Below are 24,944 nucleotides of genomic sequence, written 5' to 3'. Positions count from 1 at the left end.
TCCACCCAGCAAGCTGGGCTTCATCGTTCGACTTGCATGTGTTAAGCACGCCGCCAGCGTTCATCCTGAGCCAGGATCAAACTCTCCATAAAAAATAAAAAGCCACCGGCAACCCCTTGGAAAATAAGGGCGAAGCCAATGAAGTCCTGGCGAATAATAAAACACTCAAGAACACTGCACGGGGGTGCAATGCCTCAAGCAAATGTTATGTATTCACCAAATAAAAATATTCGGTATCAACAAACTTGGCACACTATTGAGTTCTCAAACAACAAACACTCTCGACACCACAACCACCAATCCTTCGATGACTGCTTCGCTCCGGAGCAACTTTACAAGCTTACCACCAAGTTGACCGTTGTCAACTCGACGTTTCAGTCTTGTTCACCCCGCCGTTTCCGTTTCGCCCTTTCAGGCTGTCCGGATCAGCGGCGCGAGATAAAACTCTACACGGGTTCAGCCACGACGCAAAATCGGCCTACGGGTCGAATTTCAGCCCCTAATCCGACCTTGACTAGGGATTATCATAATTAGGTACAACAAAACCGCCGGAAAAGTGTCTTGGTTCACAAGCTTTTCCGGCGGTTTCGTGTAGTGCGGTAGTTACTGGGCCCTACTTGGCCAGTTCAGCCACTGCCATGTTCTTCTTGCCGCGGCGCACGATCGCGTAGCGGCCATGCAGGAAGTCCGCCTCGGCCAGTTCAGTTTCGATGCCGCCAACCTTGCCGTTATTGACGTAGGCGCCACCTTCAGTGACCGTACGGCGTGCTTCGGACAATGACTTGCTCAGGCCCGAGGCAACCAGGACATTCAAAATGCCCAGATCGTCCGCAGCAACCTTCGCCGAAGGCAGCTCCGCGATAACCGATTCCAGGGTAGGAAGATCAATCGCGCCCAGATCGCCATTGCCGAAGACCGCAGCCGAAGCGGCGATCACCTGCTCGGTAGCCTGCACACCGTGAACCAGGGAAGTGACTTCCCAGGCCAAGGTGCGCTGGGCGACGCGCTTGAACGGGCGCTCTGCAACTTCGGTTGCCAGTTCCGCGATCTGCTCGCGGGTCAGGAAGGTGAATACCTTCAAGCGGTCGATCACATCCGCGTCGGAGGTGTTCAGCCAGAACTGGTAGAAGGTGTACGGGCTGCACATTTCGGCATCCAGCCAGATGGCGTTGCCCTCGGACTTGCCGAACTTGGTGCCGTCGGAGTTGGTGATCAGCGGGGTGCCGTAGGCGTGCACCGAGTTGCCCTGGACCTTGCGGATCAGGTCGGTGCCGCTGGTCAGGTTGCCCCACTGGTCCGAGCCGCCGGTCTGCAGGGTGCAGCCGTACTGGCGGTTCAGCTCCAGGAAGTCGTAGCCCTGCAGCACCTGGTAGGAGAACTCGGTGTAGCTGATGCCCTCGTCGGAGTTCAGTCGCGCGGCGACGATCTCCTTCTTGATCATCGTGCCCACACGGAAGTACTTGCCCACATCGCGCAAGAAGTCCAAGGCCGACAGCTGCTGCGTCCAGTCCAGGTTGTTGACCAGCTGCACCGCGTTCTCGCCCTCATCGGAGAGGAAGCGGGAAACCTGCGCCTGGAGCTTGGCGACCCACTCGGTCACCGTCTCCCTGGTGTTCAAGGTGCGCTCCGCAGTTTGGCGCGGGTCGCCGATCAGGCCGGTGGAACCGCCAACCAGGGCCAGCGGCTTGTGGCCGGCCAGCTGCAGGCGGCGCATATTCAGCAACTGCACCAGGTTGCCCAGATGCAGGGACGGCGCAGTGGGATCGAACCCGCAATAGTAGGTCACAGACTCTTCGGACAGGGCTCGTTCCAGCTCGGTTTCGTCGGTGGACACGTGCACCAGGCCGCGCCACTTGAGTTCCTGCCAGACGTTCTCGAAAGATGCGTCGTTGCTCTGTCCCGCAATCACGGGATTCTGCTTCGTATCAGACATGCTCACTGTGACCATTTTCTGTCTTCGTTCTGCCCCGAGTGCCCGCGTTGCTGCTTGCGTGCACCTGTGATCGCACCGGGAGTTGGGGTTGCCTTCCCGGCGCATGGGTTTAAGGTTATCGCTTGGTGGCAGGCTCGTGCCACTTCCCCGGCCCGCCCCTTGGTCACATAGCCGACCCCGCGGTGCGCTGCTAGCCTTCCAGGCCTTCAGGCAGTTCGCGGGTGTGGACCACGCGCAGGCGCTGGGTGGTACGGGTCATCGCCACATACAAATCGCCCACGCCGCCGTCCACCTCGTCGACCAGCTCGGCCGGTTCCAGGATCAGCACGCCGTCGAATTCCAGGCCCTTGGACTCGCGCGCGGTGATCACCACGATGTCCTGGCTCAATCCGCCCGAACCGGCGCCAACGCGGTCGCCATGCACGTCCTGGACCGCCGCGCGGATGCGGGCCAGATCCTGCTGCGGCACGATGATCGCCTGCAGTCCCCCGGCCGAGTACTCCAGCTCTTCGCCCAGCGCGGCCAGGACCGCATCCTGGACTTCGGCCTCGGTGGTTTTGGTCAGCACCGGTGGCCAGTCGCCTTCGCGGACCGCCTGCGGGGTGGTGATCCGCAGGCCGGCGGCCTGGGCCACGCGCACCGCCGCGTCGGCGATCTGCGCCGGGGTGCGGTAGTTGACGGTCAGCTCTTCGAGCTCGAAGCGCTCACCGAAGAACGGCTCCAGGGCCTGGGACCAGCTGCTGGCGCCCGAGGCGGCCGAGGTCTGGGCGATGTCGCCCACGATGGTGAAGGACTTCATCGGGCAGCGGCGAACCAGCAGGCGCCATTGCATCGGCGAAAGCTCCTGCGCCTCGTCGACCACGATGTGCCCGTAGGCCCAGGTGCGATCGGCGACGGCGCGTTCGGCGGCCGTGAGCCGGGCCGCAGTTTCCTGGTTCACCCCGGCCACCTGCTCCGCGGTGACCACACCGTCGATGCCGGCGTTTTCCAGCATGGTGTGCATATTGCGCAGCGCGGCCTTGGCATTTTCCACGTCGGCCTCGTACTGGGCGGTGTGCGTGCCGGCCAGCGGGTCGGCGAACTCGCCGAGCAGCCCGGATGCCTCATCGAGCAGCGGCACATCGGCCTCGGTGAACGGCGAGCCGGCCCGGCGGTACAGGGCGTCGCGGTCCGTTTCCTTCAGGTGCGGGGCCGCGGCGGCCAAAAGGTGCGGGGTGGCGAACAACTCGGCCACCAGCTGCTGCGGGGTCATCGGCATCCAGCACAGGTTCAGCGCCACGCGCACATCGTGCGATTCGCGCACTTCCTGGGGCAGGTAGGAACGGTCGGTGGTCGAGGACTGCCCGGCCGATTCCTCCAGCTTGCGGCGCAACTGCTCGGCCAGGTCCCCCACCAGCACCTTGACGAAGGTTTCGCGGGCCTCGTTGTAGGGCTTGTGGGTGTGGCGGGCTCGTTCGCGCGCGTTCTTGACCATCTTCGGGGTCAGGGTCAGGCGGGTTCCCTCCACGACCAGGGTGCGGGTTTCCGGAATCAGCCGCTGGCGGTTGCGCACCGCAGTGGCGATCACCCTGGCCATGGACAGCTGGCCCTTGAGCCGGGCGACGGTGCGGCTGGTTTCCGGCACGGCGTGGATGCCGTGGTAGAGCTCGCCCACCGAGGACATGACCACGCCGGTCTCGCCCAGCGAGGGCAGTACGCGCTCGATGTAGCGCATGAAGGAAGTGGACGGGCCGACGATCAGCACCCCGGCGTTCTTCAGCCGTTCGCGGTACTCGTAGAGCAGGAACGCCGCGCGGTGCAGGGCGACGGCGGTCTTGCCGGTGCCCGGACCGCCCTGGACCACGACGGCGCCGGGCAGCTGCGCGCGGATGATCGCATCCTGCTCGGCCTGGATGGTGCCGACGATATCGCCCATGCGGCCGGTGCGCTTCTCGCGCAAAGCGGCCATCAGCGCGCCCTCGCCGTGGTGGGTGTGCCCCTCATCCAACCAGGTCTCGTCGAGCACGTCGTCCTCGATGCCGGCCACGGTCCGGCCCTTGAGCATCAGGTGGCGGCGGCGGCGCACCCCGCGCGGATTCAGCGCGGTCGCCTGGTAGAAGGGGGCCGCTTCGCTGGCGCGCCAGTCGATCATCAGCCGGTTCAGGTCCTCGTCGGAAAGGCCGATGCGGCCGATGTAGCGGGGAGTGCCGGAGGATGAGCCGTTGCCGGCTTCCTGCCCCTGGCCGTTGGCTGCCATATCCAGGCGGCCGAAGACCAGGCGGTCCTCGACGGCGTCGAGCTGGGCAATCCGGTCCTCGTAGAGGGTGGCGAAAGAGTCGCGTTCGGACATGTTCTGGAAGGTGCCCACCGCCCCCTGGGCCCGGGTGCGCTCAAGCTGCTCCACCTTTTCGGCGCGCAACTCGTCCAGCCGCGCGTACAGGCGGCCCACATAGTCGGATTCAGCTAACAGATCGGCCTCGATCGTATCGGTCAACCCAGTTTCCCCTCGCGCTCAAAATGTGCCCCTGCGCAAAGCACAGGGCCCTACGTAAAACGGTTCCCACGTAAAAACACAGGACAGATAATGATACGCGCCTTTGGCCCGGCGCAGGTAATCGCGCGCACCGGTGCCAAGCGCTGGCCGGGCCCGCTGCCGGGCTGTTCGCCAGCGGCGTGGAAGCGTGGCGGTTTGTTACCTGCGCGCCGCTTCCCGGCTGCCGCTTCGGCACCGCGCTGCCCGGCTCAGGAGTGGACGACCTGCAAGGAGAGCACCTTGTGCCCCGGCAGCTTGGCCCGTCCTTCGAGGCCATCGAGTTCCAGCACGACGCCGACGCCGGCGATCCTGGCACCGGTCTGCTCCAGCAGGCGGACCGCTGAACCCACGGTGCCGCCGGTGGCCAGCACATCGTCGAGAATCAGCACGCGGGTGCCCGGGGCGATCTCGTCCTTGTGCACCTCCAGGCAGCTGGTGCCGTATTCCAAGGTGTACTCGTCGCGGTAGACCTCGCGCGGCAGCTTGCCGGCCTTGCGGATGGTCAGCATGCCCTTGCCCGAGGCGTAGGCCGCGGCCGCCGCCAGCACGAAACCGCGGGCTTCGAGGCCCGCGACGATGTCGAACTGCCCCTCGAAGGGGGCGATCAGCTCGTCGACCATGCGGCGCAGGCCGGTCGGGTCGGCGAAGACCGGGGTGAGGTCCTTGAAGGAGATCCCTGGCTGCGGGTAGTCGGGCACGATCTCGCACAGTCGATCCAGCAGGTCGCTAATGCTCTCAGAAGTAGTCACGCCTAGTAATTTTAGTCCCTTCGCGCGCCGCACGCCGCACGATCGTGCATAATCATGAGCACATTTTGGGCGGTGTCCATGCGGTACGGCGGTTAACCATCCAGGCTAGCGGTTCATCAAGCGATCGCTGGGCCAGGGCAGCAGCTGCGGGTCCGCGGCCCCGTCGGCGGCCGCGGTAACCTGCACCGGCCCGGCCGCCGGGCGGCCGGCCATCCATGCGGCCAAGTCGAAATCGGTGCCCGAGAGCACCCACGATTTCGCCCCGTCCCCGAGCACGATCGGGGGTTTGCCATGCGGCTGCAGCACCAGGCGGGTTCCTTCCGGAACGCGGGCTTCGAGCGCCCGGAACAGATGCGCGCTGAATGCCGGCGGCCAGCTGGCGGACGGGCGCAGGAATTCGTCCAGGTCGGTGGCGTGGATCAGCATCTCTCGCCAGGTCGCGTACATCAGGTCCGCGGCCTTGGCCCCCGGGCGGTACCCCACCGGCTGCTCCCACGTGGCTTCGGCACCAGGCAGGGTGGCGCGCAACTGGGCCAGCGCGTCGGCGGCCAAGGCGCGCAGGGACTCCGGGCGCATCAGCGCGGTCATGTTGATCGCCTCGATCCGGCCCTCGGCGCCCCCGTCGTACATCAACGGCGGCCGCTGGGCTCCGGCGTTCTCGAACTGGCGCACGGCGGCCTTCGCGAAGGAGGCCAGATGCGCGATCAGCTGGGCGGTGCTCCAGCCCGGCAGCGAACTGGGCTTGCTGTACTGGGTGTCGGGAACCTCCCGCACCTGTACGGAAAGTTCATCCAATGCGGTGGTGACCTGCGCGATGAGTTCGGCAGGGGCCAGGAGTCGAGTCATGAATCACACTTTAGCGCGAACCGGGCGCAAATGCGCAAGGGCTCGAAGCCGTGGTTAACGCGCAAGCGGCCGCCGGGCAGGATTCTTCCCGCGCGGCGGCCGCTTGACCCTGCCCGGTGCTACTTGACCCAGGCCTTGATCTGGTCGAGCTGTCGCTCGAACTCGGCGAGCTGCGCTGCGACCGCGCTCGGGGCGGTGCCGCCCTGGCCGTTGCGGGCGTTCAGCGAACCCTCCGTGGAGAGCACCTCGCGCACCGCCGGGGTCAGGTGCTCGGAGATGCCGGCGTATTCCTCGTCGGTCAGGTCCCACAGTTCCACGCCGCGCGATTCGGCCAGCTGCACCGCAGCGCCGGAGAGTTCGTGGGCGTCGCGGAACGGCACGCCCTGGCGGACCAGCCATTCGGCGATGTCGGTCGCCAAGGCGAAGCCCTGCGGGGCCAGATCCGCCATGCGCTCGGTATTGAAGGTCAAGGTGCCCATCATTCCGGCGACCGCCGGCAGCAGGATTTCCAGGGTGTCCGCGGCGTCGAATACCGGTTCCTTGTCTTCCTGCAGGTCGCGGTTGTAGGCCAGGGGCAAGGCCTTGAGGGTAGCCAGCAGGCCGGTCAGGTCGCCGATCAGGCGCCCTGCCTTGCCGCGGGCCAGCTCGGCGATATCGGGGTTCTTCTTCTGCGGCATGATCGAGGAGCCGGTGGAGAAGGAATCGTGCAGCTTCACGAAGCTGAATTCCTTGGTGGCCCAGAGGATGACCTCCTCCGAGACGCGCGAGAGGTCAACGCCGATCATGGCAGCGATCCAGGAGAATTCGGCGAACACGTCGCGGGCGGCGGTGCCGTCGATCGAGTTGTGCACGGCCGAGTCGAAGCCCAGCTCGGCGGCGACGAAGTTCGGATCCAGGCCCAGGGTCTGGCCGGCCAGCGCACCGGAACCATAGGGCGACACGGCGGCACGCTTGTCCCAGTCGACCAGGCGCTGCACATCACGCAGCAGCGGCCAGGAGTAGGCCAGCAGCAGGTGCGAGAGCAGGATCGGCTGGGCATGCTGCAGGTGGGTGCGCCCGGGCATCGGCGCATAGGGGTGCGCCTTGGCCTGCTCGACCATGGCGTCAAGGGTGTCGATCACGCCGCGGGCGATGATCCGCGCGTGGTCGCGCAGGAACATCCGGCCCAGGGTGGCGATCTGGTCATTGCGCGACCGGCCGGCGCGCAGCTTGCCGCCCAGGGCGGTGCCGGCGCGCTCCAGCAGGCCGCGTTCCAGCGAGCCGTGGACGTCTTCGTCGGTTGGCGCTGCGACATAGGCCTCGGAGATGACGTCGGCTTCGAGCTGGTCCAGGGCGGCGATCATGTCTGCCAGCTCGGCATCGGTGAGCAGGCCCGCGCGGTTCAGCACCTTGGCGTGGGCACGGGATCCGGCAATATCGTAGCTGGCCAGGCGCCAGTCGAAGTGGGTGGACTTGCTCAGCGCCGCCATTGCATCCGCTGGGCCGCCGGAGAAGCGACCGCCCCAGAGCGATCCTTCATTTGTTGACGAGGCCATGGCCCGTTCCTTTCTGCCGGAGAAAATTGACGTTGCACCCTACTCTAGCAAAGCTTTATGCAATGTAACTCATATTTATGCAACGGTGTGCCGATTCATGCATCACATGCTTATCGCTGCGGCCTGCTCTGCGTGGCCTGGCCAGGCTCCGGAACACGCAGGAAACCTTAGGTTTTGCCTCTTCCAGTACTCAGCGCCCGGGCGTATGGTGTGATCATAGAGCCGATACGGAACGTTCTTCGGAGGTACCCAATGGAAATCCAGCTGTACCGGGGTGATATCACCACCCTTCATGTTGATGCCATCGTCAATGCGGCCAATCCTTCGCTGCTCGGTGGAGGCGGCGTCGACGGCGCGATCCATGCAGCTGCTGGTCCCAGCCTGCTGGCCGCCTGCCGGGAAATTCGGGCTAATCGCTACCCCGACGGGATTCCTTCGGGCATTGCCGTCGTCACCAAGGCCGGCAACCTGCATGCCAAGTGGGTCGTCCACACCGCGGCCCCCAACTTGGCGCTGATCAAGCCGAACCCCAAGATCCTCGACGACTGCTTCGTGAACTCCCTGTATGTCGCGGCCCGCCACGAGGCCCACTCGGTCGCGTTCCCGGCGATTGGCGCAGGGGCGTTCGGGTGGGATCCTGAGCAGGTTGCCAGCATCGCCCATGCAGCGATCAGCCGGTGGATCGAGACCAATAAGCATATTTCGCCGATCCACAAGATCATCCTGGTCGCGCATACCGATGAGGTCCAGGCCGCCTTCGAGCGGGCGTTCTCGCTGGATGCCGTGGAGGATATTGCCGCCTGACCGAATCCGAATGGCATTAACGCACGAACTCTGCCGCGCACTCCTAGTCGAGGGCGCGGCAGTTTTGCGAGGTCGGGCAGCTAGATGCGGGCGAAATAGGTGTTGCGCCGCGGCAGCTGCTGCGGATCCAGATGCTTGGGCAGGATGACATGGGGCAGGCCCTTGATCTTGACCAGTTTCAGGTAGCCGCTGTGGGCCATGGTGTGGTGCAGTGCGCAGAGCGGGCAGCAGTCCTGGAGTCGGGTATGGCCGCCCTTGACCCACGGTTTGAAGTGGTGGAATTCGATCAGTGCCGGGTCTGCCGTGCAGCCTGGGACCAGGAAGCCGCCGTCCCGGTCGCGGGCGGCAAGTTTCATCCAGCGCGGGAAGAGCCGGGCGTCGCGGCCGATATCCATGACCACCCCGTCGGCGTTGTAGATCGGGCTGATCACCTTGGCTTCGCACAGCATGGTGCGCAACTGGGGCGCGGAAATTCTCACGCCGTGCGCGCTGATGCCGGTGAGCGATGCGAGATCCTGGAGATCCTCGAAGCGCGCGTGCACCACGATTTCGGGGGTGATGCGCTTGCCCTGGCTGTCGGGGCCGATATTGCGCAGGATTGCGTTCAGCGCATTGAGCCGGCGTTCGGGCACCGAACAAGTTGCCGGCAAGCCCGGCAGTGGTGTGCCCGGCGGGTTCGGCGGGTCGGGATCTGGCGCGGCATCATCCGCAGGAGCTGGCAGGCCAACGCCCGCCCAGTCCGGAGCAGGTTGGTCGCTGTTCCAGAGGTGCTCCCCGGGTTCTTCCCACTCGGCCTTGCCACCAGGCGCTTGCTGGCCGCCGTCGGATTCCGGGTCGGGGTCGGGCTCCGGGCCGGGGTGTCCGCTGAAAGACGGCTCTGCGGTATCGCAGTGCTCATCGCCGGAAGGGCTGTCGCTGGCGGCGCCTGCGGCCTTGCGGGCGGCGGCGCCGGCCTTGGTGCGCTTGTTGTCGGCCTGCGTGATCAGCGATTCCCAGAGTTCCGCGTCGATCTCCCGGACACGGACGATGAATTCATGAACCCCATTGACCACCTTGCCGCGGAAGAGGCCCAGCTTCGGGGTCGTAGCCTGGTCGTGCGCGTCCTTGTACTCCTTGATCAAGCCATTGATGCGCTTCTGCCGGATGCGGATCTGGTCTTCCCTCAGGTGCGCGGCGGCATGCTCCTCCAGCAAGGTGCCGTCCGCGGCCTTGGCAGTGGCCGTGGTGGGCAGGCCGTCGAAGGTGGTGTCTTCGGGTTCGAACTTGTCCAGCGCGCGGGCGGTTTTCAGCACCTCGCGGGGATCCGACGTGCTGTGCAGGCCCGGCAGGGCCCAGCCGGCCGGCGACAGCAGGGCCTCCGTGGACGGATCTGCGACTGGCGTGCCTGGGGCGGGAGTGCCGGCGAAGTGTTCTGCGAGCAGGGTGAAACGCGGGGCGCAGGCAGCACCGGCGATATCCTTGCGGGCGTGGACCAGATGGGCGTCCTTGACGCGGCGGTCGGCCTCGAAATAATTCACATCCAGCATCTGGGACAGGACGGTGGCCGCATCGAGGTAGAGGGTGCGGCCGGGCGCGAATTGCGCAGGGGCGCTGAAATCGGTGGTGCCCGCGCGCAGGTGGTCGAATTCGGCGAGGTCCAGGGCGTGGGCGGCGCTGGTCTCCACCTGGCTTGCCGCCATCACGACGGTGCGGGCGGCTTGCCGGCTGAAGGCTTCGGCGAAGTGGGCGTGGGCTAGCGCGAGGCGCGGATCGGCGCAGCCCGAGGCCTGGGCGCAGAGGTTCTGGAACAGCAACAGGCACGCGGCTTCGGCGCGCAGCAAGCTGGCGGCGTCCAGCGGGGTGCCGCTGGCCAGCTGCTGCGCCACGGTCCCCAGGCTGGCGGCCAGTGCGGGTCCCGCGGTGCTCGTGGCGCTGGCGCTCTGAAGTGGTTCCATGCCCCGATCATCGGGCGCCATCTCGACCGGCATGGCAAAGCCGCCGCGGACTGTGGAGAAGTTCGCGGCGGCAAGCGCCCGATCACCTGGCGGCGCCGGTCAGCGCGGTTCGGCCAGCTGCAGGAAGCGGGCGGCCACTTCGGCGCCGCCGTCGGCCGCGCGGGTGGTGACCATGATGGTGTCATCCCCCGCGATGCAGCCAAGGATCGAGGGCATCTGCGAGTGGTCGATGGCCAGGGCCAGCAGGTTCGCCGCGCCCGGCGGGGTGCGCAGCACCACGATATTCCCGGAGGCCTCGGCGGTGACCAGCTGCTCGGCGCAGATCTTGGCCAGGCGCGCGTCGAGCACTTCCTGGGTGATCGCGGTCTTCGGGGAACGGTCCCCGCCTTCCTGGCGCACCGCGTAGATCAGCTGCCCGGAATTGTCGCGGATGCGCACCGCTCCGATTTCCACCAGGTCGCGCGAGAGCGTGGCCTGGGTGACTTCCAGCCCGTCGTCCTTGAGCAGGCCGAGCAGCTCGGCCTGGGACTTGACCGAGTTGTTGCCCAGGAACGCGCGGATGCGGGCCTGGCGGGCGGTTTTGGTGCTTGGCTGGGCGGACATCCTAGAGCTCCACTCGTGGATCTTCGGCCAGGCCGGAGGCGACCATCAGCCAGGCCATCACGGCCTTCTGCGCGTGCACGCGGTTCTCGGCCTCGTCGAACACGACCGACTGCGGGCCGTCGATGACCTCGGCGTCGATCTCGTAGCCGCGGTAGGCCGGCAGGCAATGCAGCACGATCGCGTCGTCCTTGGCCAGCTTCATGGCTTCGGCGGTCACCGAGTAGCCGGTGAACAGCTGCTGGCGTTCGGCCTTCTCGGCTTCCTGGCCCATGGACACCCAGGTGTCGGTGACGACCACGTCGGCGTCTTGCAGCGCGGCGGCGGCATCGGTGGTGATCGTGGCCGATCCCCCGGTCAGCGCGGCGCGCTGCTGCGCGGCCTCGATGATGCGGGCTTCGGGCAGGTAGCCCTCGGGGCCGGCGATGCGCACGTGCATGCCGGCGGTGACCCCGGCCAGCAGGTAGGAGTTGGCCATGTTGTTGGCCGCGTCGCCCAGGTAGGCCATGGTCAGCCCGGCGGTCTTGCCCTTGTGCTCGCGCACGGTGAGCAGGTCGGCGATCAGCTGGCAGGGGTGGTAGTCGTCCGATAGCGCGTTGATCACCGGAACCGAAGAGTTCGCGGCCATTTCCTCCAGGCCGGACTGGGCGAAGGTGCGCCACACGATGGTGGAAACCATGCGCTCGAGCACCTTGGCGGAGTCGGCGATGGACTCCTTGTGGCCCAGCTGCGAATCGGCGGAGTTGATGATCAGCGGCGAGCCGCCGAGTTCGGCGATGCCGGCGTGGAAGGACACGCGGGTGCGGGTGGAGGTCTTGTCGAAGAAGACCGCGACGCTCTGCGGGCCGGCGAACGGCTGGTAGCCGTACTTGTCGGCCTTCATCGCCGCGGCCAGGTCCAGCACCTTGGACTGCTCGTCGGGGGTGAAATCCAGGTCGGTCAGGAAGTGGCGGGTTGCGCTCATGGTGTTAGTCCTTTGCTGTCGCAGGGGGTGGTCGCGAAGTTGCTGCCGGCCGCTAGCTGGCGGCGCTGATCAGCTGCGGCAGGGCCGCGATCAGGGTGCCCAGCTGCTCGGTGGTGATCACCAGCGGCGGGGCCAGGCGGATGGTCTTCTCGTCGGTGGCGTTCACGATGAATCCGGCATCCAGCGCCGCGGCGACCAGCTTCGGCGCGTTGGCGGCGGCCAGTTCGAAGGCGGTGAGCAGCCCGGCGCCGCGCACGGCGGCAATGCCCTCGACGCCTGCCAGCTGCTCGCGCAGCCAATCGCCGGTGGCGCGCACATGGGCCAGCAGGTTCTGGGATTCGATGGTGTGGATGACGGCCAGGCCGGCGGCGCAGGCCACCGGGTTGCCGCCGAAGGTGGTGCCGTGGTCGCCCGGGGCCAGCCAGGCGGTGTTCTGCTCGCCGAACACGATCATCGCCCCGATCGGGAAGCCTCCGCCCAGGCCCTTGGCCAGGGTCATCACGTCCGGGATCACTGGGGCCGAGGCGAAGAACGCCCCGGTGCGGCCCATGCCGGTCTGCACCTCGTCGAAGACCAGCAGGGCGCCGGCTTCGCGGGTGATGTCGCGGGCGGCCTGCAGGTACTGCGCGGAGAGCATCTTCACGCCGGCTTCGCCCTGGATCGGCTCGATGAAGACCGCCGCGACGGTTTCGTCCACCGCGGCACGCAGCGCGTCGATGTCCCCGGCCGGGATCCAGCTGACGTTTTCGGGCAGCGGGGCGAAGGGCGCGCGGTACTTTTCCTTGTAGGTCAGCGACAGCGCGCCCAAGGTGCGGCCGTGGAAGGAATGCTCCAGGGCGATCACCTTGGTGCGCGGGGCCTGCGGCGTGCCGGCGTTGCGCCGGGTCAGCTTCAGCGCGGCCTCATTGGCTTCGGTGCCGGAGTTGGCGAAGAAGACCTTGGAGCCGGCCGGGGCGGCGGAGATGTCCAGCAGCTTCTCGGCCAGCGCGATCTGGCTGGGGGAAGTGAAGAAGTTCGAGACATGGCCCAGGGTGGACAGCTGGCTGCTGATCACGGAAGCCAGCAGCGGGTGCCCGTGGCCCAGGGTGTTGACCGCGATGCCGCCGAGCAGATCCAGGTACTGGTGGCCATCGGCGTCCCAGACATGGCAGCCGGCCCCGCGCACCAGCACGCGCTGCGGGGTGCCGAAGACGCCGAGCAGGGAGCTGGAGTAGCGTTCGGCCAGGGCGGCCGAGGACAGCTGCGCCAGCCCGGCAGCTTCAGCGGTTCCGGCCAGGGCGGAGGAGGTGGTTTCAGCGGCGTGCTCGCTCACTTGGCGTCCTTCTTTTGTGCGGTGGCCGGGAGCACCTGGGTGCCCACGCCGGCGGTGGTGAAGATTTCCAGCAGCATCGAGTGCGGGGCGCGGCCATCGACGATGTGGGCCTGGCCCACGCCCCCGTCGACGGCTTTGAGGCAGGCGCCCATTTTCGGGATCATGCCCGATTCCAGCGACGGCAGCATGGAGCGCAGCTCGTCGTTGGTGATCGAGCTGATCAGCGAGGACTTGTCCGGCCAGGCGGCGTACAGGCCCTCCACGTCGGTGAGGATCACCAGCTTGGCGGCGCCCAGCGCGGTGGCCAGCGCGGCCGCCGCGGTATCCGCGTTGACGTTCAGCACCGCTCCGGTGGGCTCGCCGGATTCGTCGAATTCCGGGGCGACGGTGGAGATGACCGGGATCATCCCGGCATCCACCAGCGAGTCCACCTGGTCGGTGCGCACGGTGGTGACCTCGCCGACCAGCCCCAGGTCCACGGGCAGGCCGTCCACGACCGTGCCGGTGCGCACTGCCTGCAAGGTGGCGCCGTCCTCGCCGGACATGCCCACCGAGTAGGGTCCGTGCGAGTTGATCAGGCCGACCAGGTCGCGCTGTACCTGGCCGGTGAGCACCATCCGCACCACGTCCATGGCCTCTGGGGTGGTCACGCGCAGCCCGCCGCGGAATTCGGATTCGATCCCCAAAGTGTCGAGCATCTTGTTGATCTGCGGGCCGCCGCCGTGCACTACGACCGGGTTGACCCCGGCGTGGCGCAGGAACACGATGTCTTCGGCGAAGGCGCGGCGCAGATCGTCGTTGACCATCGCGTTGCCACCGTACTTGATGACCATCGTGGTCCCGGCGAAGCGCTGGATCCAGGGCAGCGCCTCGATGAGCGCTTCGGCCTTGGACTGGGCGATATCCAGGTTGGTGCGGGCGGTGTGGGCCATGGGAGTGTTCCTTGTTTCTGCCTAGCTGGAGTAGGCGGAGTTCTCGTGGACGTAGTCGTGGGTCAAATCGTTGGTCAGCACGGTGGCTTGCTCGGTGCCCGCGTTCAAATCGATCTCGATGGATACGTTGCGCTCATCGAGATTGACCAGGTTGCGGTCTTCGCCGACCCCGCCGTTCTTGCAGACCATGACGCCGTTGATCGACACGTTCAGCTCATCGGGTTCGAAAGCGGCTTTGGTGGTGCCGACCTCGGAGAGCACTCGGCCCCAGTTCGGGTCCTTGCCGAAGACCGCGGTCTTGACCAGGTTGGAGCGCGAGACGGCCTTGGAAACTTCCAGGGCGTCGGCTTCGGTGGCGGCGTTGTAGGTGCGGATCGCGATGGTGTGATCGGCGCCCTCGGCGTCCTCGATCAGCTTCGCGGCCAGCTCGCAGCAGGCATCGGTCAGCGCGGCGGTGAATTCTTCCATCACCGGGGCGGCTCCCGAAGCGCCGGAGGCCAGCAGCAGCACGGTGTCGTTGGTGGACATGCAGCCATCGGAGTCCGCGCGGTCGAAGCTCATCGCGGTGGCCGCGCGCAGTGCGTCATCGGCCTGTTGACTGGTAAGCACCGCGTCGGTGGTGAGCACTACCAGCATGGTGGCCAGTGCCGGGGCGAGCATGCCCGCGCCCTTGGCCATGCCGCCGATGATGACCTGGCCGGAGCCCGGTGCCCCGACGATGCGGGAGACCAGCTTCGGCACGGTGTCGGTGGTCATGATGCCCGCGGCGGCCGCATCGGCCGCGTTCTGGTCGTCGGCCAGCGTATCGGCAGCGGCCTTCACGCCGGGAAGCAGCTTGTCCATGGGCAGCTGTTCGCCGATCAGGCCGGTGGAGGCCACGGCAACGTCACCTGCGGACACTTCGAGCAGCTGCGCGGCGTATTCGGCGGTCTTGTGGGTATTGGCGAAGCCTTCGACGCCGGTGCAGGCATTGGCTCCCCCGGAGTTGAGCACTACGGCGTCGATGCGGCCGTCGGCCAGCACCTGCTTGGACCAGTGCACCGGGGCGGCGGCCACGCGGTTGGAGGTGAAGACACCGGCGGCGGTGAATTCCGGTCCGTGGTTCTTGACCACGACGACGTCGTTCTTGCCGGTGGACTTCAGGCCCGCTGGCACGCCGGCGGCGCTGAAGCCTGCCGGGGCGGTGACGCCGGTGGCGGCGGCCGATGGGTGGGTGCTGGTGTGGGCAAGACTCACGGTGCAACTCCTTGCATGAGCAATCCGGTGTTTTCTTCCAGGCCCAGGGCGATGTTCATCGACTGGACGGCGGCACCTGCGGTGCCCTTGGTGAGGTTATCCAGTGCGGCGGTGACGATCACGCGGTTGGCGTGGGTGTCGAAGGCCAGCTGCAGCTGGACATGGTTGGAGGCCTGCACCGCTCCGGTGGTGGGCCACTGGCCTTCGGGCAGCAAGTGCACGAACAGCTCGCCGGCGTAGGCCTCGGTCCAGGCCTCGCGCAGCATCGCTTCGGTGACTCCTGCCTTGACCTTGGCGGTGGCGGTGGTCAGGATGCCGCGCGGCATCGGGGCCAGAGTCGGGGTGAAGGAGACGGTGACCGGCTCGCCGGCCAGCTTGGAGAAGCCCTGCTCCATTTCCGGGATGTGGCGGTGGGAGCCGCCCACGCCGTAGGTGCTCATCGAGCCCATGACTTCACTGCCCAGCAGGTTGGGCTTCAGCGACTTGCCCGCACCCGAGGTGCCCGAGGCCGAGACGATCACTACGTCGTCGGACTCCAACAGTCCTGCTCCAAAGCCCGGGGCCAGGGCCAGCTGCGCGCCGGTCGGGTAGCAGCCGGGAACCGCAACGCGCTTGGTGCCGACCAGCTTTTCGCGCTGCCCGGGAAGTTCAGGCAAGCCATAGGGCCAGAAGCCGGCATGCTCGGAACCATAGAATTTCTTCCACGCAACGGCTGATTCCAGGCGGTGGTCCGCACCGGCGTCGATGACCAGGGTGGATTCGGGAAGGGCTGCGGCCACGGCGGCCGAGGCTCCGTGCGGCAGGGCCAGGAACACGACGTCGTGCCCGGCGAGGTTTTCCACGGTGGTGTCCACCAGTACGCGATCGGCGAGCGCATGCAGGTGCGGTGCGATCGAGCCGAGTCGCTGCCCGGCCTGTGAATGGGCGGTGATCGCGCCAATCTCTACGTCGGGGTGGGCCGCGAGGATGCGCAGCACCTCGCCACCGGCGTATCCGCTGGCGCCGGAAACAGCTACTGAAATCGTCATGACCAGATTCTACCGCGAAATATTCACCCGCGCTAATAAATATTCATAAAATTATTTGTCACGTAACCCGACATCCAGCCCAGGCGGGCCCGCGCAACGACGCAAAGTCCTACACTTGCCGTAGAGACCAACCCGGGAACCGTTCCCCCGGATCCCCCCGCACGCACGCCAGGAGTACCGCGCCATGCAGCAGCAAGCCATTGTGGTTAATGAACCAGCAGATGCCAACGGATTGGAACTGGGCCAGGTGCCTGTTCCCGCCCCGGGACCCGGCCAGTTGCTGGTGAAGGTCGCCGCCACCGGAGTGAACTTCATCGAGACCTACCAGCGCAGCGGCGTCTACAAGGTGGATTACCCTTTCACCCCGGGCAGCGAATTCTCCGGCGTAGTGGAGCAGATCGGCGACGGGGTGCAGAACTACAAGATCGGCGACCGGGTGGCCACTGCCTCGGGCACCGCCGGCTACGCACAGTATGCGCTGGTTGAGGCCAAGCGTGCGGGCAAGGTCCCGAATGCGGTGGAGCTGCGCATTGCCGCTGCCCTGCCGCTGCAGGGCATGACCGCGCACTACCTGGTGCATTCGAGCTACATGGTGCACTCCGGAGATGTCGTGCTGACCTACGCCGGCGCCGGCGGGGTGGGGCTGATCCTCACCCAGCTGCTCAAGCTCAAGGGCGCCACGGTAATCACCACCGCCTCGACCCAGGAGAAAAAGGACCTGGCCAAGGCTGCCGGCGCCGACTACGTGGTGGACTACGACCAGGTCGCCGCCACCGTCGAGCAGGTCACCGGCGGGGCCGGCGTGCATGCGGTGTACGACGGCATCGGCAAGGACACCTTCGAAACCTCGCTGGCCGCCCTGCGCCGCCGCGGCACCCTGGTGCTCTTTGGCGGAGCCAGCGGCCAGGTCCCGGATTTCAACCTGCAGCGGCTGAACGCCGGCGGGTCGCTGAGCGTGACCCGTCCGAAGCTCGATGACTTCCTGGCGACCGAAGAAGAGATGCACTGGCGCTTCGGCGATATCTTCGGCTGGGTGGCCGCCGGGGACATCGATGTGCGCATCGGCGCCGAATTCCCGCTGGCCGAAGCCGCCGCGGCCCATGCCGCGCTGGAATCGCGCGCCACCACCGGCAAGGTCATCCTGGTTCCCTAGCGATGGCTCACCAGCAATGATCGAGCAGCAACTGAGCCAGCACGCCGGCATCCGCCCCGCCACCGACGAGGCGGTGCCGGCATACCTGCAGGCCCTAGGCATCCCGGGCCTGATCGACGTGCACGTGCACTTCATGCCGGAGAAAGTGCTGGCCAAGGTCTGGTCCTACTTCGATGGCGAAGCCCAGCGCGCCGGATACCCTTGGCCGATCGGCTACCGGCTGCCCGAGGCCCAGCGCGTTGCCGCGCTGAGGGAACTGGGCGTGATCGCCTACGGCACCTTGAACTATGCCCACCGCCCGGACATGGCCGCTTGGCTCAACGAATACTCGCGGCAGTTCGCCGACCGCCATCCCGAGGCGATCCGCTCGGGGACCTTCTACCCGGAGCCCGGGGCCACCGAATTGGTGCGCGCCGCGCTGGCCGAGGGGGTGCAGGTGTTCAAGGTGCATGTGCAGGTGGGCGGCTTCACCCCGCTCGATCCGCTGCTCGAAGGCGCCTGGGCGCTGCTGGCCGAGGCCCGGACGCCGGTGGTGATCCACTGCGGCCATGGGCCGCATGCCGGGCGGTTCACCGGGATCGGGCCGATCCGCGAACTTCTCGCCCGCCATCCGCAGCTGGTGCTGGTCATCGCCCATGCCGGCTTGCCCGACTATGCGCAGTTCGCGCAGCTGGCCGTGCAGCATCCGGGCGTCTACCTGGATACCACCATGGTGGGCACCGGATTCATGAACCGCATCGCCCCACTGCCGGCGGAGTATCCGCAGCTCGTGGCCGGGCTATCGCACAAGATCGTGTTCGGCTCCGACTTCCCGAACATCCCCTACTCCTACAGCCACCAGATCCAGGCGCTGGAATCCTGGGGGCTGGGCGCGGACTGGATGCGCGACGTGCTGCACCACACCCCGCGCAAATTGCTGCAGGCGGTGCGCAATAGTTGAGAGATGCATGACAGTTCAACCATATTCTTGGTGCGGGCCGCCCGCGGCACGCTTTAATGGTGACTGGAACCCTTGCGTTCCACCCCTCCAGGATCCACTTCACTTCCGGGACGCTCTCCCCCAGCGACCCATCTTGCACTCTTAGTGAAGGGCGGATCCGATCAGCATGGACAACGAACGAACTCCAGCGCCGGATGCACCAATCCATCCACCCCAGTTCCCCTCCGGAACCCTGGCGCCGGCTGCGCGCACCCTCATGGACATCCTGCAGGCCACCGCCCAGGCTCATCCCGATGCGCCGGCCATTGACGACGGCGAACGCGTAGAGAGCTACGCGGAGCTGCTCGAAGAGGTCAAGAACAAGGCCCGGCGGCTGCATGCCCAGGGCCTAGGCGCCGGCGACCGCATCGGCGTGCGCGTTGAATCGGGCACCCGGCACCTGTATGAATGGATCCTCGCGATCATGTGGGTTGGGGCCGCCTATGTCCCGGTCGATGCCGATGACCCCGACGAGCGCGCCAAGACCGTGTTCACCGAGGCCGAAGTCGCGGGCATCATCAAGGGACGCGATACCGTCGTGGCCGATAGCCAGCGCCCCAAGCCCTTTGCGAACCCGCGAATGCCTGGACTGGAAGATGACGCATGGATCATCTTCACTTCCGGTTCCACCGGCAAGCCCAAGGGCGTCGCGGTCACCCACCGTTCGGCAGCGGCCTTCGTGGATGCCGAAGCGAAGATGTTCCTGCCCGGCGATCCGCTGAACACCACCGACCGGGTACTCGCCGGACTGTCGGTCGCCTTCGATGCCTCCTGCGAGGAAATGTGGATCGCCTGGCGCAACGGCTCCTGCCTGGTCCCGGCCCCGCGCGCCCTGGTGCGCAGCGGCATGGACCTGGGCCCGTGGCTGATTTCCCGTTCCATTACCGCCGTTTCCACCGTGCCCACCTTGGCGGCGCTGTGGCCGGCGCAGGCCCTGGACTCGGTGCGCCTGCTGATTTTCGGCGGCGAGGCCTGCCCGCCGGAACTGGCCGGGCGGCTAGCCACCGAAGGCCGCGAAGTCTGGAACACCTACGGACCGACCGAAGCGACCGTGGTAGCCTGCGGCGCCACCATGGACGGCAGCGTGCCGGTACGCATCGGCCTGCCGCTGTACAGTTGGGATCTGGCGGTGGTTGATACCGAGGGGATCCCGGTCGCCGAAGGGGAATCCGGGGAGCTGATCATCGGCGGCGTGGGACTGGCCCGCTACCTGGATCCGGAAAAAGATGCCGAGAAGTACGCGCCGATGCCCACCTTGGGCTGGGAGCGCGCCTACCGCTCGGGCGATATGGTCATCAATGACCCGCTGGGGCTGATCTTCATCGGCCGCGTGGATGACCAGGTGAAGATCGGCGGACGGCGTATCGAGCTGGGCGAAATCGACGCCGCGCTCAACTCCCTTCCCGAAGTTTCTTCCGCGGCGGTAGCGGTACGCGAGACCGCCACCGGCAACAAGGTCCTGGTCGGCTACTTGCAGGCAGCGGAAAACTATGATCTGGGTGCAGCGCGCACCCGCTTGCTTGCCGACCTGCCGGCGCCGATGGTGCCGATCCTGGCGGTGATGAGCAGCCTGCCGATGAAGACCAGCGGCAAGGTGGACCGCAATGCGCTGCCGTGGCCGTTGCCGGGCGCCGAACTGGCTGCCGAGGGCTCCGGCCTGCCCGAACTCGATGAGACCGGGCAGTTTATTGCCGGAGCTTGGCGCGGCGCGCTGGGCGCTTCGGCCGCCGGCCTGGACGCCGATTTCTTCGCTTCCGGTGGCGGGTCGCTGGCCGCGGCCCAGCTGGTTTCGGCACTGCGTGCCCGCTACCCGGACCTGACCGTCGCGCAGCTCTACGACTACCCGCGTTTTGGTGCACTGCTCGAATACCTCGGCAGCCAGCAGCCATCCGCGACGCCGGCGCAGCCTCGCATGGTCAAGCGCACCCAGCGGGAAACCCAATGGGCGCAGTCCCTGGCCGCCGCGCCGCTGTTCATCCTCTCGGGCCTGCGCTGGTTCACCTACCTCATGCTCGGACACCTGTTGCTGGTGTTCCTCGGTGTTTTCGAGGCGCACCTGCCGACCCCGTGGTACGTGCTTGCCGGCCTCTGGCTGGTCTTCGTGACCCCGGTAGGGCGCATGGGCCTGTCCATCGCGGCCACGAAGCTCTTGCTCCGCGGCTTGAAGCCGGGGACCTACCCCCGCTCGGGTTCGGTGCACCTGCGCCTCTGGGTGGCCCAGCACATCGCCGACGTGGTCGATCCGGTGTCCTTGGCGTCCGCTCCGCTGCTGCCTTGGTATGCGCGGATGCTCGGTGCGCAGATCGACCGCACCGCGACCATGCACACCCTGCCACCGGTCACCGGCATGCTGCGAGTCGGCCCCGGAGCCTCCATCGAGCCCGAGGTGGATATCTCGGGCTACTGGATCGACGGGGACAAGCTGCACGTGGGCACCATTGAGATCGGCGCCCACGCCTCCATCGGCGCCCGCAGCACCCTGGCCCCCGGGGCAGCCATCGGTGCGCACACCATCGTTGAAGCCGGATCCGCGGTCTACGGCCAGGCCCGCAGCCATTCCCGCTATGCCGGTTCGCCGGCGCAGCGCGAAGGCAAGGCCAAGCCGAAGTGGCCAACGCAGGAACCGGAGCACAAGGCGCTGCCCCGTATTCTGGGCGGCATCGGTTCCATGGCGTTGAACCTCGCACAGTGGCTCCCGGTGATCGCCGCGTTGCTGGCCATAGCCCCGGTACTTGGCAGCGCGCAATCGCTGGCCGGGATCGGCTGGCGGTTCATTCCGGCCGTGCTGCTAGGCGCCACCGTGTGGTTCCTGGCCACCATGGTGCTGACCATCGTTATTGTCCGCCTGCTTTCCATCGGCCTGGCAGAGGGGTGGCATCCGGTCACTTCCCGCGTTGGCTGGCAGGCCTGGGCTACCGAACGCGTCTTGGATACCGCCCGCGACCTGCTCTTCCCGCTCTACGCCTCGCTCTTCACCCCGATCTGGCTGCGCCTGCTCGGTGCCAAGGTGGGCCGCGATGTGGAGATCTCCACGGTGCTGCTGATTCCGAAAATGACCACCATTTCCTCGGGTGCGTTCCTGGCCGATGACACCATGGTTGCTTCCTACGAGCTCGGCGGCGGCTGGATGCACATTGCCCCGGTTCGCGTGGGCAAGAAGGCCTTCCTGGGCAACTCCGGCATCCTGCATGCCGGGCGCCGGGTGCCCAAGCGCTCGCTGATCGCGGTGCTGTCGGCCACGCCGAAGAAGATGAAGGCCGGCACCTCGTGGATCGGCTCGCCCCCGCACAAGCTGCGCCGCACCACCGTGGAAGGCGAATCGGATCTGACCTACCGCCCAACCCTGAAGCTCAAGGCGATGCGGGCGGGGTGGGAGCTGACCCGTGGCCTCGCGGTGTTCACCACGGTCGGAATTGCCGGCGGCGTGCTTTGGGCGCTGTCCGCCTTGACCGCCTACTTCAACCCGCTGGTCGCGATCCTGCTTTCCGGCGCGGTGCTGGTCCTGGCCGGAGCAGTCGCCGCCCTGGTGGCGGTCGCCGCCAAGTGGCTGGTGGTTGGCGTGATTCGCCCGGGCGAGCACGCATTGTGGAGTTCCTTCATATGGCGCACCGAAATGGTGGATTCCTTCACCGAGCTGGTCTGCGCCCAATGGTTCGCCCGCTTGGCTTCGGGCACCCCGGCCTTGGTCTGGTTCCTGCGCGCGCAGGGGGCAAAGATCGGCCATGGCGTGTGGTGCGAGAGCTACTGGTTCCCGGAAGCGGACCTGGTGACATTGGAAGACCACGCCACGGTGAACCGCGGCAGTGTCCTGCAAACCCACCTGTTCCACGACCGGATCATGTCCATCGACGCGGTGTCCCTGGGCGCCGGGGCAACGCTCGGCCCGCACAGCGTCATCCTGCCCGCCGCGCGGATCTCCGAAGGCACCACCACCGGGCCAGCCAGCCTGGTGCTGCGCGGCGAGGTGCTTCCGGCAAATACCTACTGGCGCGGCAATCCGGCGGTACGCTGGAACATCGAACCCGAGACCAAAGCCGAGCAACCGGCTGACCAACAAGCCTGAGGATTCCCCGCCGATGCCCCACCGCATACTCGATGAGTACACCAAGCACCATGGGTCCCCGACGTACACGGTGGAGCACTATGACCTGTCGTTGGTCATCAAGCTTGCCAGCAACCTGCTCGATGGCCGGGCCATGCTGCGCATCCGCGCCTTGGAGGATATCAATGAGGTCGCGTTGAACCTCAGCGGATTGAAGATCATCAAGGCCACCTGCCAGGGGCGCAAGGTGCCGGTGGCCAAGAAGCACCACCGGATGGTCGTTTCCCTGCCAGCAGTGGTGAAAGCCGGCGAGCGCGTGGAGCTGAACCTGCGCTATGCCGGCAGCCCGCAGGCAGAAAACGGGCTGTGGGGCGAGCTTGGCTGGGAAGAGCTCACCGATGGCATCCTGGTCTCCGGCCAGCCAGTAGGCGCCTCGACCTGGTACCCGTGCAACGACCACCCCAGCCACAAGTCCAGCTACCGCTTCGAGATCTCAGCGGATGCCGGCTACCGCGTCGTGGCCAATGGCCAGCTGGTGGACCATCGCCGTTCGGCCAGCCGCGAGACGTGGGTCTACGAGCAGCGTGAGCCGATGGCCAGCTACCTCGCCACCGTGCAGATCGGCCGTTATAGCCAGATTCCTTTCGATGAAGGCGGCCACCTGGTGGCCTACTCGGTTCCGGGAACCGAGGTGCCGGTGCGCGGCGCGTTCGCGAAGCAGACGGCGATGGCCGAGCTGTTCGAGCGGAAATTCGGCCCGTACCCGTTCGAGAGCTACAAGATCGTCGTGGTCGATGACGAGCTGGAGATCCCGCTCGAAGCCCAGGGCCTGAGCATCTTCGGCAAGAACCACTTGTCGTTGCAGTGGGAAGCCCAGCGCCTGATCGCCCACGAGTTCGCGCACCAGTGGTTCGGCAACTCCCTGACTCCGGGGCGCTGGAAGGATATCTGGCTCAACGAGGGTTTCGCTTGCTTCAGCGAATGGGTGTACTCCGAAGAAGCCCAGGTGATGGCGTTGGACGAGCGTGCCCGCCACGCGTGGGCCCTGCTCGAAGGCTTGCCGCAGGACATCATGGTCGGGGACCCCGGGCCCCAGGACATGTTCGATGACCGGGTGTACAAGCGCGGAGCGCTGGCCCTGTATGCGCTGATGCGGCGGTTGGGCGAAACGGACTTCTACACGATGCTTCGCCAATGGACCGCCACGCATCAGCATTCGACGGTGAGCACGCAGAAGTTCGCTGACCTATTGGGCCACTACGCACCGGCGGAAGAGATCCAGGCCATCCTGGACGCATGGCTGTTTTCCGAGGCGCTTCCGCCCTTCCCTGCCTGATCGGCGCACGGCGCCATGATGTTCCGGCCAGGTCCGCAGGGCTGTTGTCCTTCATCACAAACAACCCTCTGGCTTGGTCTTGTTCAGCATTTGTTCACAAGCTGTTCACCGGATGGCTCTACGGTCATTGCATGACTGTAGAGATCCCCCTGCTCGATGAAGCCTTCCAGGGCTATTCCGTCCTCGATAACGACGATGACGATCCGGTGCTGGTCCGCGCCGATGGAAGCATCGTCGATACCTGGCGGGAGAACTACCCGTATTTCCAGAAACTGGATCGCGCCACCTACGAGGCTGAAAAGCGGGCACTGCAGATCGAACTGCTGAAACTGCAGAAATGGGCGAAAGCCCATGGCCGCCGGATTATGATCGTTTTCGAAGGCCGCGATGCGGCCGGCAAAGGCGGCACGATCAAGCGTTTCACCGAACACCTGAACCCGCGTGGCGCCCGCGTGGTGGCCTTGGAAAAGCCGAGCGAGCGCGAGTCCACCCAGTGGTACTACCAGCGCTATGTGCAGCACTTCCCGTCGGCTGGCGAGATCGTGCTCTTCGACCGCTCCTGGTATAACCGTGCCGGCGTCGAACGCGTGATGGGATTTTGCACCGAAACCCAGGTGGACCACTTCCTGGAGCAGACTCCCGCCTTCGAGAAGATGGTCGTCGACGAGGGCATCGACCTGGTGAAGTTCTGGTTCTCGGTGTCCGCCAGCGAGCAGCTGACCCGATTCACCATCCGCCGCATCGATCCGGTGCGCCAGTGGAAGCTCTCGCCCATGGATCTCGAGTCCTTGGATAAGTGGGAAAAGTACACCCAAGCCAAAAAGGAAATGTTCCTCAAGACCGATACGGAGCATGCCCCGTGGACCGTTGTGAAGTCCAACGACAAGAAGCGCGCCCGGTTGCAGGCGATGCGCCACGTGCTGAACCTTTTCGAGTACAAGGGCAAGGACCACCACTTGGTGGGCTCCCCCGATCCGAAAATCGTGGGCCGCGCGGCCAATGTGATTACCCACGGCGAAGAATTCTAGATCCGTTCCCGGTGCACCGCT

At 66.3% G+C, this 24,944-nt stretch carries 18 protein-coding genes and 1 rRNA gene; 6 read left to right on the top strand and 13 right to left on the bottom strand.

Going from position 1 to position 24,944, the window contains the following annotated elements:
• From ACIP6G_RS13135 to argH, 6 genes are all read right to left on the bottom strand, one after another.
• Window positions 1-92: ribosomal RNA gene (locus tag ACIP6G_RS13135) — 16S ribosomal RNA — on the bottom strand; the annotation flags it as partial.
• Between the two features lie 521 nt (window positions 93-613).
• On the bottom strand, window positions 614-1,933 hold the full coding sequence (gene tyrS / locus ACIP6G_RS13130; RefSeq protein WP_105658122.1) for a tyrosine--tRNA ligase: 1,320 nt from the start codon (window positions 1,931-1,933) through the stop codon (window positions 614-616).
• 190 nt (window positions 1,934-2,123) lie between these two features.
• Entirely contained in the window at window positions 2,124-4,406 is a 2,283-nt protein-coding gene (locus ACIP6G_RS13125; protein WP_332594682.1) for an AAA family ATPase, read from the bottom strand.
• A 248-nt stretch (window positions 4,407-4,654) separates the two neighbouring features.
• Complete coding sequence (locus tag ACIP6G_RS13120; RefSeq protein ID WP_105658124.1) at window positions 4,655-5,194, bottom strand: adenine phosphoribosyltransferase; 540 nt, start codon at window positions 5,192-5,194, stop codon at window positions 4,655-4,657.
• Between the two features lie 105 nt (window positions 5,195-5,299).
• Window positions 5,300-6,040, bottom strand: a complete 741-nt coding sequence (locus ACIP6G_RS13115; RefSeq protein WP_400290554.1) for a maleylpyruvate isomerase family mycothiol-dependent enzyme — start codon at window positions 6,038-6,040, stop codon at window positions 5,300-5,302.
• A 119-nt stretch (window positions 6,041-6,159) separates the two neighbouring features.
• Window positions 6,160-7,575, bottom strand: coding sequence for an argininosuccinate lyase (argH, locus tag ACIP6G_RS13110; protein WP_400290551.1), 1,416 nt, complete (start codon window positions 7,573-7,575; stop codon window positions 6,160-6,162).
• A gap of 252 nt (window positions 7,576-7,827) precedes the next feature.
• Here argH and ACIP6G_RS13105 point away from each other — a divergent pair, with 252 nt between their 5' ends.
• Window positions 7,828-8,379: a macro domain-containing protein gene (locus ACIP6G_RS13105; protein WP_105661899.1), complete on the top strand. Its 552-nt coding sequence runs from the start codon at window positions 7,828-7,830 to the stop codon at window positions 8,377-8,379.
• Between the two features lie 80 nt (window positions 8,380-8,459).
• Here the strand turns inward: ACIP6G_RS13105 and ACIP6G_RS13100 are convergent, their stop codons facing one another.
• From ACIP6G_RS13100 to argC, 7 genes are all read right to left on the bottom strand, one after another.
• A complete protein-coding gene (locus ACIP6G_RS13100) occupies window positions 8,460-10,313 on the bottom strand; it encodes an HNH endonuclease signature motif containing protein (RefSeq protein WP_400290548.1) in 1,854 nt (617 codons plus the stop codon).
• Between the two features lie 99 nt (window positions 10,314-10,412).
• Window positions 10,413-10,916: an arginine repressor gene (locus tag ACIP6G_RS13095; protein ID WP_105658129.1), complete on the bottom strand. Its 504-nt coding sequence runs from the start codon at window positions 10,914-10,916 to the stop codon at window positions 10,413-10,415.
• 1 nt (window position 10,917) lies between these two features.
• Window positions 10,918-11,877: an ornithine carbamoyltransferase gene (argF, locus tag ACIP6G_RS13090; protein ID WP_105658130.1), complete on the bottom strand. Its 960-nt coding sequence runs from the start codon at window positions 11,875-11,877 to the stop codon at window positions 10,918-10,920.
• Between the two features lie 52 nt (window positions 11,878-11,929).
• Complete coding sequence (locus ACIP6G_RS13085) at window positions 11,930-13,189, bottom strand: acetylornithine transaminase (RefSeq protein WP_105658131.1); 1,260 nt, start codon at window positions 13,187-13,189, stop codon at window positions 11,930-11,932.
• Entirely contained in the window at window positions 13,186-14,121 is a 936-nt protein-coding gene (argB, locus tag ACIP6G_RS13080; RefSeq protein ID WP_400290545.1) for an acetylglutamate kinase, read from the bottom strand. Before argB ends, ACIP6G_RS13085 begins: the two co-directional genes overlap by 4 nt.
• Before the next feature lie 21 nt (window positions 14,122-14,142).
• A complete protein-coding gene (gene argJ, locus ACIP6G_RS13075) occupies window positions 14,143-15,357 on the bottom strand; it encodes a bifunctional glutamate N-acetyltransferase/amino-acid acetyltransferase ArgJ (protein ID WP_400290543.1) in 1,215 nt (404 codons plus the stop codon).
• Window positions 15,354-16,385 (bottom strand): N-acetyl-gamma-glutamyl-phosphate reductase, encoded by a 1,032-nt coding sequence (gene argC, locus ACIP6G_RS13070; RefSeq protein ID WP_400290540.1) that lies wholly within the window; start codon window positions 16,383-16,385, stop codon window positions 15,354-15,356. Before argC ends, argJ begins: the two co-directional genes overlap by 4 nt.
• 184 nt (window positions 16,386-16,569) lie before the next feature.
• On the opposite strand from argC, the gene ACIP6G_RS13065 reads away from it, so the two are divergent.
• From ACIP6G_RS13065 to ppk2, 5 genes are all read left to right on the top strand, one after another.
• On the top strand, window positions 16,570-17,538 hold the full coding sequence (locus ACIP6G_RS13065) for a quinone oxidoreductase family protein (protein WP_400290537.1): 969 nt from the start codon (window positions 16,570-16,572) through the stop codon (window positions 17,536-17,538).
• Between the two features lie 16 nt (window positions 17,539-17,554).
• A complete protein-coding gene (locus tag ACIP6G_RS13060; RefSeq protein WP_400290534.1) occupies window positions 17,555-18,478 on the top strand; it encodes an amidohydrolase family protein in 924 nt (307 codons plus the stop codon).
• A gap of 166 nt (window positions 18,479-18,644) precedes the next feature.
• On the top strand, window positions 18,645-22,580 hold the full coding sequence (locus ACIP6G_RS13055) for a Pls/PosA family non-ribosomal peptide synthetase (protein ID WP_400290531.1): 3,936 nt from the start codon (window positions 18,645-18,647) through the stop codon (window positions 22,578-22,580).
• 13 nt (window positions 22,581-22,593) lie between these two features.
• Window positions 22,594-23,895: a M1 family metallopeptidase gene (locus tag ACIP6G_RS13050; RefSeq protein WP_400290528.1), complete on the top strand. Its 1,302-nt coding sequence runs from the start codon at window positions 22,594-22,596 to the stop codon at window positions 23,893-23,895.
• Between the two features lie 131 nt (window positions 23,896-24,026).
• The gene (gene ppk2, locus ACIP6G_RS13045) at window positions 24,027-24,923 is read left to right on the top strand and encodes a polyphosphate kinase 2 (RefSeq protein WP_400290525.1); all 897 of its coding nucleotides are present in this window, start codon (window positions 24,027-24,029) and stop codon (window positions 24,921-24,923) included.
• Window positions 24,924-24,944 lie beyond the last annotated feature (21 nt).

Source organism: Glutamicibacter sp. NPDC088483 (assembly GCF_044753145.1).
Lineage (GTDB): Bacteria > Actinomycetota > Actinomycetes > Actinomycetales > Micrococcaceae > Glutamicibacter.
Note: the sequence above shows the minus strand (reverse complement) of the source record. Positions and strands in the feature narration are given on the sequence as shown.